At 70.0% G+C, this 14,553-nt stretch carries 17 protein-coding genes; 9 read left to right on the top strand and 8 right to left on the bottom strand.

Annotated features, from left to right (window positions below):
- Nucleotides 1-23: 23 nt before the first annotated feature.
- Nucleotides 24-1,811, bottom strand: coding sequence for an AMP-dependent synthetase/ligase (locus OG558_RS28965; RefSeq protein WP_405065821.1), 1,788 nt, complete (start codon nucleotides 1,809-1,811; stop codon nucleotides 24-26).
- A 104-nt stretch (nucleotides 1,812-1,915) separates the two neighbouring features.
- Here OG558_RS28965 and OG558_RS28970 point away from each other — a divergent pair, with 104 nt between their 5' ends.
- The 7 genes from OG558_RS28970 (at nucleotide 1,916) to OG558_RS29000 (ending at nucleotide 7,453) form a co-directional block, all read left to right on the top strand.
- Nucleotides 1,916-2,383, top strand: a complete 468-nt coding sequence (locus tag OG558_RS28970) for a hypothetical protein (RefSeq protein WP_405065822.1) — start codon at nucleotides 1,916-1,918, stop codon at nucleotides 2,381-2,383.
- 11 nt (nucleotides 2,384-2,394) lie between these two features.
- On the top strand, nucleotides 2,395-2,826 hold the full coding sequence (locus tag OG558_RS28975) for an SRPBCC family protein (protein ID WP_329475772.1): 432 nt from the start codon (nucleotides 2,395-2,397) through the stop codon (nucleotides 2,824-2,826).
- Nucleotides 2,827-2,832: 6 nt separating this feature from the next.
- Nucleotides 2,833-4,146, top strand: a complete 1,314-nt coding sequence (locus OG558_RS28980; RefSeq protein WP_329475773.1) for an ArsA family ATPase — start codon at nucleotides 2,833-2,835, stop codon at nucleotides 4,144-4,146.
- Complete coding sequence (locus OG558_RS28985) at nucleotides 4,143-4,544, top strand: hypothetical protein (protein WP_405065823.1); 402 nt, start codon at nucleotides 4,143-4,145, stop codon at nucleotides 4,542-4,544. Before OG558_RS28980 ends, OG558_RS28985 begins: the two co-directional genes overlap by 4 nt.
- Entirely contained in the window at nucleotides 4,535-5,509 is a 975-nt protein-coding gene (locus OG558_RS28990; protein ID WP_405065824.1) for an ROK family glucokinase, read from the top strand. The genes OG558_RS28985 and OG558_RS28990 overlap by 10 nt, the downstream gene beginning before the upstream one ends.
- A 64-nt stretch (nucleotides 5,510-5,573) precedes the next feature.
- On the top strand, nucleotides 5,574-6,716 hold the full coding sequence (locus tag OG558_RS28995; protein WP_405065825.1) for an ROK family glucokinase: 1,143 nt from the start codon (nucleotides 5,574-5,576) through the stop codon (nucleotides 6,714-6,716).
- Nucleotides 6,713-7,453 (top strand): endonuclease/exonuclease/phosphatase family protein, encoded by a 741-nt coding sequence (locus tag OG558_RS29000; RefSeq protein WP_405065826.1) that lies wholly within the window; start codon nucleotides 6,713-6,715, stop codon nucleotides 7,451-7,453. Before OG558_RS28995 ends, OG558_RS29000 begins: the two co-directional genes overlap by 4 nt.
- 101 nt (nucleotides 7,454-7,554) lie before the next feature.
- On the opposite strand, the gene OG558_RS29005 is transcribed toward OG558_RS29000, so the two are convergent.
- From OG558_RS29005 to OG558_RS29035, 7 genes are all read right to left on the bottom strand, one after another.
- Nucleotides 7,555-8,298, bottom strand: a complete 744-nt coding sequence (locus OG558_RS29005) for a phytanoyl-CoA dioxygenase family protein (RefSeq protein ID WP_405065827.1) — start codon at nucleotides 8,296-8,298, stop codon at nucleotides 7,555-7,557.
- Nucleotides 8,299-8,339: 41 nt separating this feature from the next.
- Nucleotides 8,340-8,930, bottom strand: coding sequence for a FadR/GntR family transcriptional regulator (locus OG558_RS29010; protein WP_405065828.1), 591 nt, complete (start codon nucleotides 8,928-8,930; stop codon nucleotides 8,340-8,342).
- A 72-nt stretch (nucleotides 8,931-9,002) separates the two neighbouring features.
- The gene (locus tag OG558_RS29015; RefSeq protein ID WP_405065829.1) at nucleotides 9,003-9,752 is read right to left on the bottom strand and encodes an enoyl-CoA hydratase-related protein; all 750 of its coding nucleotides are present in this window, start codon (nucleotides 9,750-9,752) and stop codon (nucleotides 9,003-9,005) included.
- Nucleotides 9,753-9,774: 22 nt separating this feature from the next.
- On the bottom strand, nucleotides 9,775-10,197 hold the full coding sequence (locus OG558_RS29020) for a nuclear transport factor 2 family protein (protein WP_329475781.1): 423 nt from the start codon (nucleotides 10,195-10,197) through the stop codon (nucleotides 9,775-9,777).
- 11 nt (nucleotides 10,198-10,208) lie between these two features.
- Nucleotides 10,209-11,438, bottom strand: a complete 1,230-nt coding sequence (locus OG558_RS29025; protein ID WP_405065830.1) for a TIGR00300 family protein — start codon at nucleotides 11,436-11,438, stop codon at nucleotides 10,209-10,211.
- 50 nt (nucleotides 11,439-11,488) lie between these two features.
- Entirely contained in the window at nucleotides 11,489-12,274 is a 786-nt protein-coding gene (locus OG558_RS29030) for a hypothetical protein (protein ID WP_405065831.1), read from the bottom strand.
- The gene (locus OG558_RS29035) at nucleotides 12,267-13,037 is read right to left on the bottom strand and encodes an alpha/beta hydrolase (RefSeq protein WP_405065832.1); all 771 of its coding nucleotides are present in this window, start codon (nucleotides 13,035-13,037) and stop codon (nucleotides 12,267-12,269) included. Before OG558_RS29035 ends, OG558_RS29030 begins: the two co-directional genes overlap by 8 nt.
- Before the next feature lie 273 nt (nucleotides 13,038-13,310).
- On the opposite strand from OG558_RS29035, the gene OG558_RS29040 reads away from it, so the two are divergent.
- Together OG558_RS29040 and OG558_RS29045 are read left to right on the top strand one after the other, a co-directional pair.
- Nucleotides 13,311-14,093: a lysophospholipid acyltransferase family protein gene (locus tag OG558_RS29040; RefSeq protein ID WP_405065833.1), complete on the top strand. Its 783-nt coding sequence runs from the start codon at nucleotides 13,311-13,313 to the stop codon at nucleotides 14,091-14,093.
- 35 nt (nucleotides 14,094-14,128) lie between these two features.
- Nucleotides 14,129-14,521 (top strand): DUF2237 domain-containing protein, encoded by a 393-nt coding sequence (locus OG558_RS29045; RefSeq protein WP_329475786.1) that lies wholly within the window; start codon nucleotides 14,129-14,131, stop codon nucleotides 14,519-14,521.
- Nucleotides 14,522-14,553 lie beyond the last annotated feature (32 nt).

Consider the following 14,553-nt stretch of genomic DNA (forward strand, 5'->3'; position numbering starts at 1 on the left):
GGTACCCGCCGGCAAACCCCCGCCTACTTGGCGTACAGGGCCTCGACGTCCGCCTCGTGGTTCTTCATCACGATGTGGCGGCGCAGCGAGAGCTTCAGCGACAGCTCGCCGGACTCCTGGGTCCAGTCGGTCGGGAGGATGGAGAACTTCTTGATCTCTTCGGCGTGGGAGACCGACCCGTTGGCCTCGGTGACGGCCTTCTGGATCTCGGCGATCAGGTCCGCGTCGTCGGTCAGCGAGGCGACGTCGGTGGGCTTGCCGCGCTCGGTGGCCCAGGGGACCACAGTCTCCGGGTCGATCGTGATCAGCGCGGCGATGAACGGCTTGGCGTCGCCGACCACCATGCACTGGCTGACCAGCGGGTGCAGGCGGATCTGGTCCTCGAGCACGGCCGGCGCGACGTTCTTGCCGCCGGCGGTGACCAGGATCTCCTTCTTCCGGCCGGTGATCTTGATGAACCCGTCGACGTCGAACTCGCCCAGGTCGCCGGTGTGGAACCAGCCGTCCGCGTCGATCGCGGCCGCCGTGGCCTCGTCGTTCTTCCAGTAGCCCTGCATCACCTGGCCGCCCTTGAACAGCAGCTCGCCGTCCTCCGCGACGCCGACCGTGACACCAGGAAGCGGCCGGCCCACGGTGCCGACGCGGATGTCGGCGGGCAGGTTCACCGACACCGCGGCGGTGGTCTCGGTCAGGCCGTAGCCCTCCAGCACCGGTACGCCGATGCCGCGGAAGAAGTGGCCGAGCCGGTCACCGAGTGGCGCGCCGCCGGAGACGGCGTACGCGACGTTGCCGCCGAGCACAGTGCGGAGCTTGGAGTAGACGAGCCGGTCGAACAGTGCGTGCTTGGCCTTCAGCACGAACGACGCGCCGCCCTTGTCCAGCGCCTGCGAGTACGCGGTCGCGGTGTCCGCGGCGGCGTCGAAGATCTTGCCCTTGCCGTCGGCGTGTGCCTTCTGGCTGGCGGAGTTGAACACCTTCTCGAACACCCGCGGGACGCTCAGGATGAAGGTCGGCTTGAACGCGCCGAGATCGGCGACCAGGTTCTTCACGTCCGAGCTGTGGCCGACCTTGACCCGCATCATCACGCAGCCGACCTGGATGATCCGGGCGAACACGTGCGCCAGCGGCAGGAACAGCAGCGTGCTCGCGCCGTTGACGTCGAACAGGTCGTCCAGCACCTTCACCGCCTGGCCGAGCTCGGCGAGGAAGTTCGAGTGGCTGATCTTGCAGCCCTTCGGGCGTCCCGTCGTACCGGAGGTGTAGATGAGCGTCGCGAGATCGTCCGCCGTGACCGCGGTCCGGCGCTTGTCGAACTCGGCGTCGGAGATCTCCTGCCCGAGGACGGTCAGCTCCTCGACCGCGCCCGCCTCGATCTGCCAGATCTCCTGCAGGGACGGCGCCTCGGCGCGGGCGGACTCGACCACCGCGCCGTGGGCGGCGTTCTCGGCGATCGCCACGACCGCCTCGGAGTCGGTCAGGATCCACTGGATCTGCGACGCCGACGAGGTCTCGTAGATCGGCACCGTGACCGCGCCGATGCTCCAGATCGCGTAGTCGATCAGGGTCCACTCGTAGCGGGTCGCGCTGAGCAGGGCGACCCGCTCGCCGTGCTTCACGCCGGCCGCGATCAGGCCCTTGGCGACGCCGGTCACCTGCCGGGCGAACTCGGCCGCGGACACGTCCAGCCAGCCGCCTTCGGCCCGCCGGCTGAAGATCGCGGTGTCGGGATGAGAGGACGCGTTCGCCCACACCGGGTCGCTCAGGCTCCCGGTGAGTGGCTCGGTCACAGCAGGAACGGTGTACTCACGCATCCGCGTCTCCTCAGTCGGTCACGAATTGTCGACGTCCGGCGCACGGTACAGTCACCTACCCACAAGTAGCCAGATTTATGTGACCCAGGAACTAGGTTCTATCCATGCCCACGCTCGACATCAGTTGCGACGACTTGGTCGTTGCTGATCCAGCCTACGTCGCCGAGCGGCTCGGTTCGGACACCCTCTGGCGCGAGTGGTGGCCGGACCTCACCCTGACCCCGTCCGAGCGGCGCGGCCCGGAGGGCGTCCGCTGGGCCGTCACCGGCGCCGCCGTCGGTACGGCGGAGTGGTGGCTGGAGCCGGTTCGCGACGGGGTCGTCGTGCACTGGTACCTGCGCGTCGATCCGGCGAAACCGGTCCGCGGTCAGGCGCTCGCCAGGCTGAAGGAGCGGTACGTCGCGTCGTACCGGGAGCACCTGTGGCGGTTCAAGGACGAGGCCGAAGCGGGCCGCGCCGCGGGCGAGCGCCGTCCCGGATACGATCCCGCGATAGTCTCCGGGGAGGACGCCGACACCGGCGGTCCCGGCACGACTCGTCCCGACAGTTCACGCACCACCAGCGGCAGTTAAGAGGTGTATCAATGGCGGAACAGACCACCTCGACCATCGTGGTGAACGCGACTCCCAAAGAGATCATGGCGGTGATCGCGGACTTCGAGGCGTACCCGGAATGGGCCGACTCGATGCGGGAGACCGAGGTGCTGTCCACCGACGAGGCGGGTCGGCCGAAGCAGGTCAGGTTCAAGGTCGACGCCGGCGCGATCTCGGACGAGTACACGCTGGACTATGTCTGGTCCCGCAACGAGGTGACCTGGACGCTGGTGCGGGCCAAGATGGTGAAGGGGATGGACGGCGCGTATGTGTTGCGCGACCTGGGAGCGGAGGGCACCGAGGTGACGTACCGGCTGGCTGTCGACGTGGCGATCCCGATGATCGGCATGCTGAAGCGCAAGGCCGAGAAGGTCATCATCGACACGGCCCTCAAGGGCCTCAAGAAGCGCGTCGAGTCCTGATCCAGAGTGACTCGGGTTCTGCTGTACACGGGTAAGGGCGGCGTCGGCAAGACGACCTCCGCCGCGGGCACGGCCACGCTCGCCGCGTTGCGTGGGCTGCGCACGCTGGTGCTGTCGACCGACGCCGCGCATTCGCTGTCGGACGCGTTCGACTCCGAGGTCGGTCTCGAGCCGACCGAGATCGACGACCTGCTGTTCGTCCAGCAGATCGACGCGCAGCGCCGCTTCGAGCGGTCCTGGGGTGACATCCAGGCGTACCTGCGGTCGGTGCTGCACATGGTCGGGGTGGACCCGATCGAGGCCGAGGAGCTGACTGTGCTGCCGGGCGCCGAGGAGGTGCTCGCGCTGCTCGAGGTGCGTGACCACGTCCGGTCCGGGCGCTGGGACGTGATCGTGGTGGACTGCGCGCCGACCGCGGAGACGCTCCGGCTGCTCGCGTTGCCGGAGGCACTCAACTGGTACATGGACCGCATCTTCAACGCCGAGCGCAAGGTGATGCGGACCTTCCGGCCGTTCCTCAGTCGTGCGTCGGGGATCCCGATGCCGGACGACACCGTCTTCGACGCGCTGCGGCGGCTGCAGAGCGACCTGTCGGACATCCGCACGCTCCTGGCTGGACCGGACGCGTCGGTGCGGCTGGTGCTGACGCCTGAGGCCGTCGTGGTGGCCGAGGCGCGGAGATCGCTGACGACCCTGTCGCTGTACGGCTACCGCGTGGACGGCGTGGTCGCGAACCGGGTCTTCCCGGCCGCGGGCGCCGACAACTGGCGGCGGCAGTGGGTCGCGGCGCAGCGCGGCATCCTCGAGGACGTGGCGGACTCGTTCCGGCCGCTGCCGATCTGGGAGTCGCCGTACCGGGCCTGTGAGCCGGTCGGCGTGGAGGAGCTCGCCGCGTTCGCAGTGGAGATGTACGGCGGGGACGACCCGTTCGCCCGTGCGACGGATGAGACGTCGCTGTGGGTGGATCGGCACATCGACACCGACGGCCGGACCTACACGCTGACGATGCCGTTGCCGCTGGCCTCCGCGAACGAGCTGGAGCTGGCGCGCCACGGTGACGAGCTGATCATCACCGTCGGGTCGTACCGGCGCGTGCTGCCGTTGCCGGCGGCACTGGCCCGCGGAGTGGTCGCGGGCGCGCGGCTGGACGACGGTCGCCTGCAGGTGCGGTTCGCGCCGCGCGAGACGGCGCGACCGGTGACTACCGAGCTGCCGAGCGGGAGCGGTCCGCTCGAGTCCGCGCAGGAGTTGGCGCAAGGGCTGACGGCCGAGTTCCACGCGCGGCTCGCCCACGAGGCCGCGATCGGGGAGGGCCGGTGAGTAGTAAGGAGCCGATCGGATCCGTCGCCGAGGAGGCGGCCAAGCTGTTCGCCGTACTCCAACAGGCCGCCGCCGGTCCCGGTGGTACGACGCGCGCCGAGCCCGCACCCGCGGACGACGAGCAGGAAACGCACGAGCACCACGCCGGCCCCGAGTGTCAGTGGTGTCCGGTGTGCCAGCTGATTCGCAAGGTACGGAACACCAGCCCGGAGACGATCGAGCAGCTGTCGTCGGCGGCCGCGCACGTGCTCGGGTCGGTGCGATCGTTGCTGGAGGCGGGCGCGGAGGCTGCCCGGCAGGCGCAGGCGGACGCAATGTCGCGTACCGCTCAGGAGGAGCCGGTCCGGTCCCGGGTGGACCGGATCGACGTGAGTGAGGACCCCGAACCATGGGACTGACCATCGGCATCGATGTCGGCGGAACGAAGATCGCGGCCGGCCTGGTCGGATCGGACGGGGTGATCGGTGCCCGCGCGAATCGCGACACCCCGGCGGACTCGGTCGACGGCACCGCCGCGGCGATCTGCGACGCAGCCGCCGAGCTGATGGCCGGGCACGACGTGGAGGCGGTCGGGATCGGCGCCGCCGGGTTCGTCTCGTCGGACCGGTCGACCGTGCTGTTCGCGCCGAACCTGGCCTGGCGGAACGAGCCGCTCGGCGCCCGGGTCGCGGACACGCTGAAGATCCCCGTGGTGGTCGAGAACGACGCGAACGCCGCGGCCTGGGGCGAGTTCGCCTTCGGCGCCGCGAAGAACGTCCAGGACATGGTGTGCATCACGGTCGGCACCGGGATCGGCGGTGGGGTCGTGCACAGCGGCGAGCTGCTGCGCGGCGCCCATGGTGTCGCGGCCGAGCTCGGGCACATGCGCGTCGTACCCGGTGGGCATCGGTGTGGGTGTGGGGCGCGGGGATGCCTGGAGCAGTACGCGTCCGGGCGGGCGCTGGTGCGGGAGGGCCGGGCGCAGGCGGAGTCGGGTTCGCTGAGCGCGATGCAGATGCTGAGCGTGTGCGGGATCTCCGACCCGGCCGAGCTGACCGGGCCGATGATCACCAAGGCGGCGGCCGCGGGCGATCCGTGCGCGGTGGAGCTGCTGGAGGAGCTCGGACGGTGGCTGGGCGAGGGGCTGGCGAGTCTCGCGACCCTGTTCGACCCGACGCTGATCGTCGTCGGCGGTGGCGTGAGCGCGGCGAAGGAGCTGCTGCTGACGTCTGCCGAGACGGCTTTCGAGAAGGTCCTCCCGGCCAAGGCGAACCGTCCGCACCCGACGTTCAGCGTGGCCGAGCTGGGCAACGACGCGGGCCTGATCGGCGCCGCCGACCTGGCCCGCCACCCGGCCCCCGTTCCGGAGAAATCCCGGTCATGACCGGGACACGGGATACTGGAGGTAGTCCGGCGGGGGCTGGGGGTACGGCGAGGAGGGTCGTGCAGTGGCTCTGACGCAGGCTTTGACGATCGGGATCGACATCGGCGGGACCAAGGTCGCCGCCGGGGTGGTCGACCCCGAGGCCAACATCCTGGACCGGGTACGGCGGGACACGCCGACGACGGACCCGAAGGAGACCGAGGACGCGATCGCGGAGATCGTCCACGATCTGGAGTCCCGGCACGACGTGATCGCCGTCGGTATCGGCGCGGCCGGATTCGTCGACGGGACGCGGTCGTCGGTGCTGTTCGCACCGCACCTCGCCTGGCGGCACGAGCCGCTGCGGGACGCCGTCGAACGCCGGCTCGGTCTGCCGGTCGTGGTCGAGAACGACGCCAACGCGGCCGCGTGGTCGGAGTGGCGGTTCGGCGGCGGTCAGGGCGAGAGCCACCTGGTCTGCGTGACGCTCGGGACCGGTATCGGTGGCGCGATCCTGAACGACGGCTCGTTGCAGCGCGGGAAGTTCGGCATCGCCGGTGAGTTCGGGCACATGCAGGTCGTGCCGGGTGGTCATCGCTGCGAGTGCGGCAACCGCGGCTGCTGGGAGCAGTACGCGTCCGGCAATGCGCTGACGCGCGAGGCGCGCGAGCTGGCGCTGTCCGGGTCACCGGTGGCGCACAACCTGCTCCGCGCGGCCGGTGGCGATCCGAGCAAGATCAACGGCCCGATGGTGACCGAGCTGGCCAAGGACGGCGACCCGGTCGCGGTGGAGCTGCTCGAGGACGTCGGCCGCTGGCTCGGCATCGGGCTCGCCAACCTGGCCGCCGCGCTCGACCCCGGCACCTTCGTGATCGGTGGCGGCGTGTCGGACGCGGGTGAGTTGCTGCTGGCGCCGGCGCGGGACGCGTTCAAGCGGACGCTGACCGGTCGTGGGTTCCGCCCGGAGGCGCGGATCGTGCGCGCCGTCCTCGGCCCGGAGGCCGGCCTCGTCGGCGCGGCCGACCTGGCCCGGGAAGAGGCGACCTGGCTGCGCCGGGTCCGCGTCAAGACGACCGCCGTCACCGCGAAGACAGCCGCCGCCCGCAGCCGCTCCACCCGCCTCGAACGAGCCGCTCGCAAGTCCGCCGGCCGTCGTACCGGAATGCGCGCCGCGGCCGCCGACGCCGACCTGCACCACGCCGACCTGAACGGCGACCCCGAGGCATGAGTCACGAGCCCACCGACGACTGCTCGAAGCTGGGTCCTGTCGGTGGTACGGCGGTGCTGCGGGTGCTGTCGTACAACGTGCATCGGTGGGGTGACGACCGTACGGCGCTCTCGCGGGTGGTGAGGGCGTGCGCGCCGGACGTGATGCTGGTGCAGGAGGCGCCGACCTGGTGGGGGACCCGGCGGAAGCGGCGGGCGATGGCGGCGAGCTTCGGGATGCGATACGTCGCCGGCTCGGCCCGCAACGCGATCCTGGTTGCCGACGGCACCGATCTGACCGAACCGCTGCACTGGCGGATCTGGCGGCCGTTCGTCCGCCGGCGGCTGAACTTCATCGCCACCCAACTGCCCGGCGGCGCCGTCGGTGGTCACGTCGCGCTCGGCTCGACCCGGCTCGCCCTGGTCGTCTGCCACCTCGGCCTGCACATCCGCGGCCGCCGGCACGAACTCGAACAGGTCCTGAAGGGCTGCCGCTCCTTCAACCTGCCCTACCTGCTGGCCGGCGACCTCAACGAGGAACCCGACGGCCCGGTCTGGAAACGCCTCGCCGAGGAGGGCCTCACCGATCTCGGCGCCGACGCCGGCCCCACCTTCAGCTCCACGAACCCCCACAAACGCATCGACGGCGCCCACCTCTCACCAGCCCTGACCGGCCGCATCCTGCCCACCCCGGCCACCCGCGAAGACCTGGCCGCCGCCTCCGACCACCTCCCGCAACTCATCGAGCTCACCGCCTAGCCGCCGCGACCCACCCGCCCGGCGACTCGGGCGCGCCACTTTGTGCACCGGATCCGCAGTCGACCGCTTCCGCCGTACGGATCTCGTGCACAAAGTCGAGCTCAGGAGCGGAACTCCAGGAGGGGGTTGGTGACGGCGTCACGCCAGTTGGCGCGGTGGTTGGTGGCCTGGAGGCGGTAGTAGAGGGTTTCGCGGCGTACGTCGTCTGCCGCGCCGGAGTGGCCGCCGATGTTGTGTGCCAGCAGGTAGTGGGCGAAGAGGACGCTGCCGGCCGGGCCCGTGGCCTGGATGGGGTCGCCGAGGGGGATCTTCGGATAGGGCCCGGGGTTCATCTCGTTGAGGCGAGTGAGGGCGTCAGCGCCGTGCTCGGCGAGGTAGGCGCCGAGCCGGAGATGCGTGCCGGGCCAGATATAGAGGTTGCCGCGGTCGGGCTCGTCATGGCCGGTCAGCCACAGTCCGGCGAGCATGCTGAACGTCCCCGGCGTGCCGTCGTCGAGACAGGGCGTGATCCCGTCGACGTGCGGCCCACCCGGCCGATGCGGCCAGGGCGGAATCGTCGTCGCGACCTGCGCGAAGTCCGGCTCCTGTACGTCGAGATCCGCCCGCAGGAACTGCCCGGCCAGCTCCGCGATCCCGGCCGACCGATACAGCTCGAGCAACGGATGCCCACCGTCGAACCGCGGCCACAGAAAGTGCGCCCCGACTCCCGTAGGCGGCTCGCACTCCAGCATCCGCGCGACGACCTGCCGTCCCACCGCGACCTCGTCGTCGGTCAGCACCGCCGGGACAACGACGTACCCCTGCTCCCGAAACTGCGCCCGCTGCCCCTCGGTGATGTCCGGCATGCCAGCCAGTCCACCAGTGGCCTCCTGCAGCGGCAAACGAATTACTGCGCCGGCTCCGGCGGTCGCTCGTGCAAGTAGTCCTCGACCGCGAACAGATGCGCGGCCATCCGGGCGCGGGCGCGGTCGGGGTCGTGGGCGGTGAGAGCCGCCAGGATGGAGCGGTGCTCGGCGTGGGTGGTCTCGTCGGCGCCCTGCTGACTGATCGAGCGCCACAGGCGGTCCCGGGTGGTGCGCCCACCGAGCGCCTCGATCAACGCCGCGAGGACCGGGTTGCCGGATGCGCGCGCGATGATCTGGTGGAAGGCCATGTCGTTGTCGATCACGGTCTCGTGGTTCGGTTCGTCCTTCGCGAGCTCGGCCTCGATCCGGAGCAGCATCTGGTCCGCCGCGGTGAGGTCCTCCGGGCCGATCAGCCGCGCCGCCAGCGCGGCCGCCTCGGTCTCGAGCAGCCGCCGTACGGCGTGCAGATGGTGCGCGCCGCTGTGGTCCTGCAGATCCACGACGAACCCCATCGGTGCCAGCAGCAACGACGAGTCGTGCGAGGTGACATAGGTCCCGTCGCCCTGCCGGGTCTCCAGCACGCCCATCACCGACAGTGCCCGAACCCCTTCCCGCAAAGGGTTCCTGGACACCCCGAGGGCCTCGGCCAGAAGCGCTACCTGGAGATCCAGCAGACCGCCTACGACAAGGTGCCGAAGTAGCGGCTAGCCTCGCTTGCGGTTCAGGAAGGCGAGCATCGCTTCCTGAGCCGCGGGGGAGCCGAACAGGTCGGCGGAGAGCCCGGCGAGGTCCTTGCCGCGGGCATCGATGTCGGCGACGAGCTCGCGGTTGAGCAGCTTCTTGCTCTCCCGGAGGCCCTGCGGGGCGCCCTTCAGGAGCGACTGCACGACCGCGTCGACCGTGACGTCCAGCTCCCCGTCGGGCACCGCGCGGGTGACGAGACCGAGGCGCGCCGCCTCGGTCCCGTCGAAGCCGTTGCCGGTGAGGAAGGTGTACGACGCCGCGCGGTCGGTCAGCCGGGGGAGCACGGTCAGCGAGATCGTCGCCGCGGCCAGCCCCAGCCGGACCTCGGTCAACGCGAACGTGGCGCTCTCGCCGGCGATGCTGATGTCGGCCGCCGCGACGATCCCGATCCCGCCCGCGCGCACCGGCCCGGCAACCCGCGCCACCACCGGCTTGGGGTTGGCGACGATCGCGCGCTGTACGTCGACCATCCGCTGCGCGCCGACACCCATGCCGACCGTGGTCGCCTCGGACAGATCGGCGCCGGAGCAGAACACGTCCAGCGCCGAGCGGATCACGATCACCCGGACCAGTTCGTCGGTCCCGGCGCTGTCCAGCCGCTCCAGGAGCTCGCCGGTGAGCTGCTGGGAGAGCGCGTTCTTGTTGTGCGGGGAGTCCAGCGTGATCGTGGCCACGCCGTCGGTCACATCCAGCTGCACGAGCTCGGTCATGCCCACATCCAACACCACCCGGTCAGGGTCCCGACGGCGACGCGGTAGGGCTGAGCGGATCGGCGTGCCGGTGAGCGATCTTCCACTCACCGTCCTCGGCGCGGAAGACCATCGTGGCCCGCAGCACGTGCGGGACCGCCTCGGGCTGGCTCAGATGCCGGACGGTGCAGCGTTCGATCGCGACGGTGTAGGCGGTATCGGAGCCGACGTGCTTCTCGAGGTACTCGAACTCGACCTTCGCGCCACTCGGCCGGAACTGCGAGGCGGCCCACGCGTACCGCGGCCCGATCTGCGACCAGCCGACCTCCTGGCCCCCGAACCCACCGAAGATCGAGCTCTGCTCGCTCCGCGACACCAACGGCAGCCACAACGAGGCATCGCCATTGACGAAGGCCGTGTTGGCCTCCTCGAACCGGATCAGGAAGGCCTCGAAGCTCTGTGACATCGCCAGGCAGTCTACTTGACCTCGGCGTACGTCGGGGACAGTTCGCGGGCCAGGTGTTCGACGAAGAGGCCGACGTCGGTGACGATGCCGTGGGCGTGCGACGAACCACGGTCGGCCAGCTTGGTCACCGTGGCCGGGTTGATGTCCACACAGGTCAGCGGGATGGACGCCGGCAAGATGTTGCCAGTGGCAACGGAATGTAGCATCGTCGCGGCCATCAGGCAGTAGCCGACGCCGGGCAGCTCGGCGCGCATCGCGCGCTGGCCCTCGAGCACGTCGGTGTACACGTCGGGCAGTGGGCCGTCGTCGCGCACGGATCCGACCAGGACGAACTTCTTGCCCATCTTCACCAGCGCGTGCATCACGCCCGAGGTGAGCACCCCCTGGTCGACCGCGGCCGCGATCGAACCCGCCTTGCGGATCGTGTTGATCGCCCGGATGTGGTGCTCGTGACCGTGCTCGACCCCGCGGCCCCGGTCCAGGTCGACGCCCAGCGACGTGCCGTAGAGCGACGACTCGATGTCGTGCGTGGCGAGTGCGTTCCCGGCGAAGAGGACGTCGACGAAACCGGCCTCGACCAGCGCGACCATGGCCGGTGCCGCGCCGGTGTGGACGATGCCGGGGCCGCCGACCCAGAGCACCTTCTCGCCGTTCGCCTTCGCCTCGCGCATCCCGTCGGCGACCTGGCGGACCAGGACCCGCTGGGGCTTCTCGCTGGAGACGTCCGACTCCATGAAGCCGAATCCGCCCTCGGGGGTCTCGGCGAGCGGGGGCGTGACCCGGACGCCCTGGGCGCTGGTGATGATTCGCATGCCGCCCAGCACCTCCGACATCGGGATGGTGCGGACGTCATCCCCCTCGACCAGCAGGCCGCAGTCCATCTCCGGGTTCCGCACCTGGACCCAGTGGCCGTGCAGCCGGACGCTGGTCGGCAGGTTGGTGGTCGAGTAGAAGCCGTCCGGGAAGACGCCGTCCTGGGTCACCTCGGTGATCTCCGGCTCGCCCGGGTTGACCAGGTTCGCGCCCTTGGTCTGGATCCGCATCAGCAGCCGCTGGAGGGCTTCCTCGTCCTCGGCGCCGACCGTCATCCGGACCGTGGACGGGTCGTCCTTGTCGTAGCCGAGGTCGAACTTGTCCAGCGTGTATTCACCGCCGTACCCGCGGATGTCGTCGAGGACCCGGGACAGCAGCCCGGTGTCCATCAGGTGGCCGGTGATCTCGACGGTCTCGGTGACCTGCACGGGTACCTCCCTCGGAAGTCGTCGGATTGTCCGACGATCCGCACTCTAACTCAGACGACCGCCCCGTCGTCGGGCGTGTCATCTGGTGGCAACCGATCCTTCATCCGGATGACCAGGGTGAGGAAGCCGCCGACGAAACCGACCACTGCGAGCGTCGTGATCCGGCCGGTGCCGAAGTCGAGCACCGCGGCCGCGATCAGCAGCAACGGGCCGCCGATCAGGCCGAGCCAGGCGAGCCGGCTGATCCAGTCCAGCCGCGGACCGCGCGGCGGCTCCGGCGGGACGAAGTGGTCGTGCGGGTCGTCGGCCTTCTTCGCCGGCTCCTCGTCCTCGTCCGCGGCCTTGTCCTCGAAGGTCAGACTCGCCGGTACGTCGATCAGCGGCTCGTACTTCTCGTCGACGTCCTCACTGGCCGGCCACCGCGGCACCGCGGTGTCCCCGCTGTCGTGCCCGGGTGCGGACGGTGCGCTGAACTGCTCGACCAGCGACGCCCACTCGGCGTCCTCGGTGCTCCGCTCGATCACCGGCCGGGCCCGGTCCACCGCGTCGGCGTCGACGAAGATCTCCTCGAACCCGGCCGGCACCGCCGCCGGTTCCTCGGCCTTGGCCGGGGCTTCGGGCTTGTCGGTCGCCTCCGCCTCGGCCCGCGGCTCGTCGGCGGAGTCCGGCGTCCGGGCGTCGACCTCGGACGTCTCCGTGGTCCGCGCCTCGCCGGGAGATCCGCAGTACGCGGCGATGCCGGCGTCGGCCAGGGCGGCCAGCACCGGCTCGGCGACGAGTGGGTCGATACCGCCGAGTGAGCTGTACTGCGCCGCCGTCAGTCCGTTGTCACGCATCGCTGCGACCGCTCAACCGGTGGATGAAGGCCGCGGAATCGGCGAAGATCCGCGGAGCGTCGTTGTCCAGAGTTGCCACGTGATAGCTGTCCTCGAGCAGGGTCTCGGTCACGTCGCGGGACGAGATCGAGGACAGCACCGTCCGCCCCGAGCTCGGTTCCACCACATGATCGACAGTACTGCGGAACAGCAGCACCGGCTGCGTCACCTTCGCGAGATCGTCCCGGGTGAGCTGCCAGAGCTGGGACAGCGAGTGCAGCGCGCGCAACGGCATCCGGTCGTACGCGCCCTCGTCGGCACCCGGCTTCTTGATGTCGTTCGAGATGCCCGGGAACGACGGCACCAGCCGGGACAGCACCGGCAGCAGCACCAACCGCTTGTCGTCGGTCCGCACCGACGGGTTGATCAGGACCAGACCGGAAATGTCCGCGCCGTGCTCCTCGGCCAGCCGCAGGACCAGGCAGCCGCCCATCGACAGTCCGGCCAGGAACACCTGGTCGTGCTCCTTGCGCAACCGCTCCAGCTCGTTGTCCAGGACGGCGTACCAGTCCGGCCAGCCGGTCTTGTTCATCTCCTGCCAGGTGGTCCCGTGACCGGGCAGGCGTGGCACGGCGACGCCGTACCCCTCGGCGGCCAGGTGTTCGGCGAACGGACGCATCGACTTCGGTGACCCGGTGAATCCGTGACTGAGGAGGACTCCGACGGCGGCGTTCTCCCCGGTCCCGGGACTGCGGTATTCCTCCGCGTGGCCTTGCACTGGCACGTCGACTCCTCGCCGGTCAGGGTCCTCACAGGCGGCCAGATCACGGCCGGGGTCACGGCTGGATCTGTGCGCCAGCCCATGGTCGCATCTGGGCTGCGTCCAGTCTGCATCCAGGTGACAACACGGTGAGCAACACCTGGATTCCTGGCGGTGACATTGCCTGTGGGGGAAGCTGGAACGTAATGTCCTGCACCGACGGTGGGCGCCGGCGCTGTCGCAACTGTCGCCGCGGGCGGACACTGGGTACTGGGCCGAGTGTGACGTGACGGACGAGTGACGGAGGTGAAGGCGATGCTGTACCTGTTCCTCAGACGGTTCCTGGTCGCACCGTTGGTGAAGCTGCTCTTCCGCCCCAAGGTGACCGGACTGGAGAACATCCCGTCCGAGGGTCCGGCGTTGCTGGTCTCCAACCACCTGGCGTTCTGCGACTCGATCTTCCTCCCGGTCGCCGTCCCCCGGCAGATCGTCTTCCCGGCCAAGTCGGAGTACTTCACCGCGCCCGGGCTGAAGGGGAAGCTGGTCGCGACCTTCTTCCGGTCGGTGGGCCAGATTCCGATCGACCGCTCCGGCGGGCGCGCCTCGCTGGCCGCGCTGAACACCGGCCTGGACATCCTGAAGAAGGGCGAGCTGTTCGGGATCTACCCCGAGGGCACCCGCTCGCCCGACGGCCGGCTCTACAAGGGCAAGACCGGCGTCGCCCGGATGGCGATCGTGGCCGGTGTACCGGTGATCCCGGTCGCGATGATCGACACCGAGAAGCTGCAGCCGCCGGGCACGATCTGGCCGCAGTGGCTGATCCGTAAGCCCGGCCGCCGGATTCCCCGGCTGGTCCGCCCGGGCGTGGCGATCGGCAAGCCGCTGGACTTCTCCCGCTACGAGGGCATGGAGCGGGACCGGTTCGTGCTCCGCTCGGTCACCGACGAGATCATGTACGCGCTGATGGAGCTGTCCGGCCAGGAGTACGTCGACATGTACGCCGACAAGGCCAAGGAACTGATCAAGGCCGGCGAATCGATCGACGAGCACGTTCGCCTCCGCGACACCAAGGCCAGCTGACGGTCTTTGCCGCCCGTCCGGGTCAGGATGTCGCCATGGACAGCGACCTGAACGTCCTCGGCGAACCGCTGGAGGAGTGTGGGACCGAGCCGGTCACCGGCTTCTACCGGGACGGCTGCTGCACGAGTGGCCCGGAGGATCTCGGGAGTCACACGGTCTGCGCCGTGATGACGGCGGAGTTCCTCGCCCATCAGACGTCGGTCGGAAACGACCTGGTCACCCCGCGTCCGGAGTTCGGCTTCCCGGGTCTGAAGCCGGGTGATCGCTGGTGCGTGGTCGCGGTCCGCTGGCTGCAGGCATACCACGCCGGCGCCGCGGCCCCCGTCGTACTGGCGTCGTCCCACGCCCGCTCTCTGGACACCATCCCCCTGTCAGTCCTCCGCGAACACGCCGTCGACGTCCCCGCAGACCCCGGCTCCCTCACCTGATCTCCGGGCTTTCCAGTCGTAGGAGGGTTTTC

This window comes from Kribbella sp. NBC_01510 (assembly GCF_045040325.1).
In the GTDB taxonomy this organism is placed as follows: Bacteria; Actinomycetota; Actinomycetes; order Propionibacteriales; family Kribbellaceae; genus Kribbella.

Coding starts and splice junctions, on each gene's coding strand:
- OG558_RS28965 (WP_405065821.1), bottom strand. CDS start 1,811: ATGCGTGAGTACACCGTTCCTGCTGTGACCGAGCCACTCACCGGGAGC.
- OG558_RS28970 (WP_405065822.1), top strand. CDS start 1,916: ATGCCCACGCTCGACATCAGTTGCGACGACTTGGTCGTTGCTGATCCA.
- OG558_RS28975 (WP_329475772.1), top strand. CDS start 2,395: ATGGCGGAACAGACCACCTCGACCATCGTGGTGAACGCGACTCCCAAA.
- OG558_RS28990 (WP_405065824.1), top strand. CDS start 4,535: ATGGGACTGACCATCGGCATCGATGTCGGCGGAACGAAGATCGCGGCC.
- OG558_RS29000 (WP_405065826.1), top strand. CDS start 6,713: ATGAGTCACGAGCCCACCGACGACTGCTCGAAGCTGGGTCCTGTCGGT.
- OG558_RS29005 (WP_405065827.1), bottom strand. CDS start 8,298: ATGCCGGACATCACCGAGGGGCAGCGGGCGCAGTTTCGGGAGCAGGGG.
- OG558_RS29015 (WP_405065829.1), bottom strand. CDS start 9,752: ATGACCGAGCTCGTGCAGCTGGATGTGACCGACGGCGTGGCCACGATC.
- OG558_RS29020 (WP_329475781.1), bottom strand. CDS start 10,197: ATGTCACAGAGCTTCGAGGCCTTCCTGATCCGGTTCGAGGAGGCCAAC.
- OG558_RS29030 (WP_405065831.1), bottom strand. CDS start 12,274: ATGCGTGACAACGGACTGACGGCGGCGCAGTACAGCTCACTCGGCGGT.
- OG558_RS29045 (WP_329475786.1), top strand. CDS start 14,129: ATGGACAGCGACCTGAACGTCCTCGGCGAACCGCTGGAGGAGTGTGGG.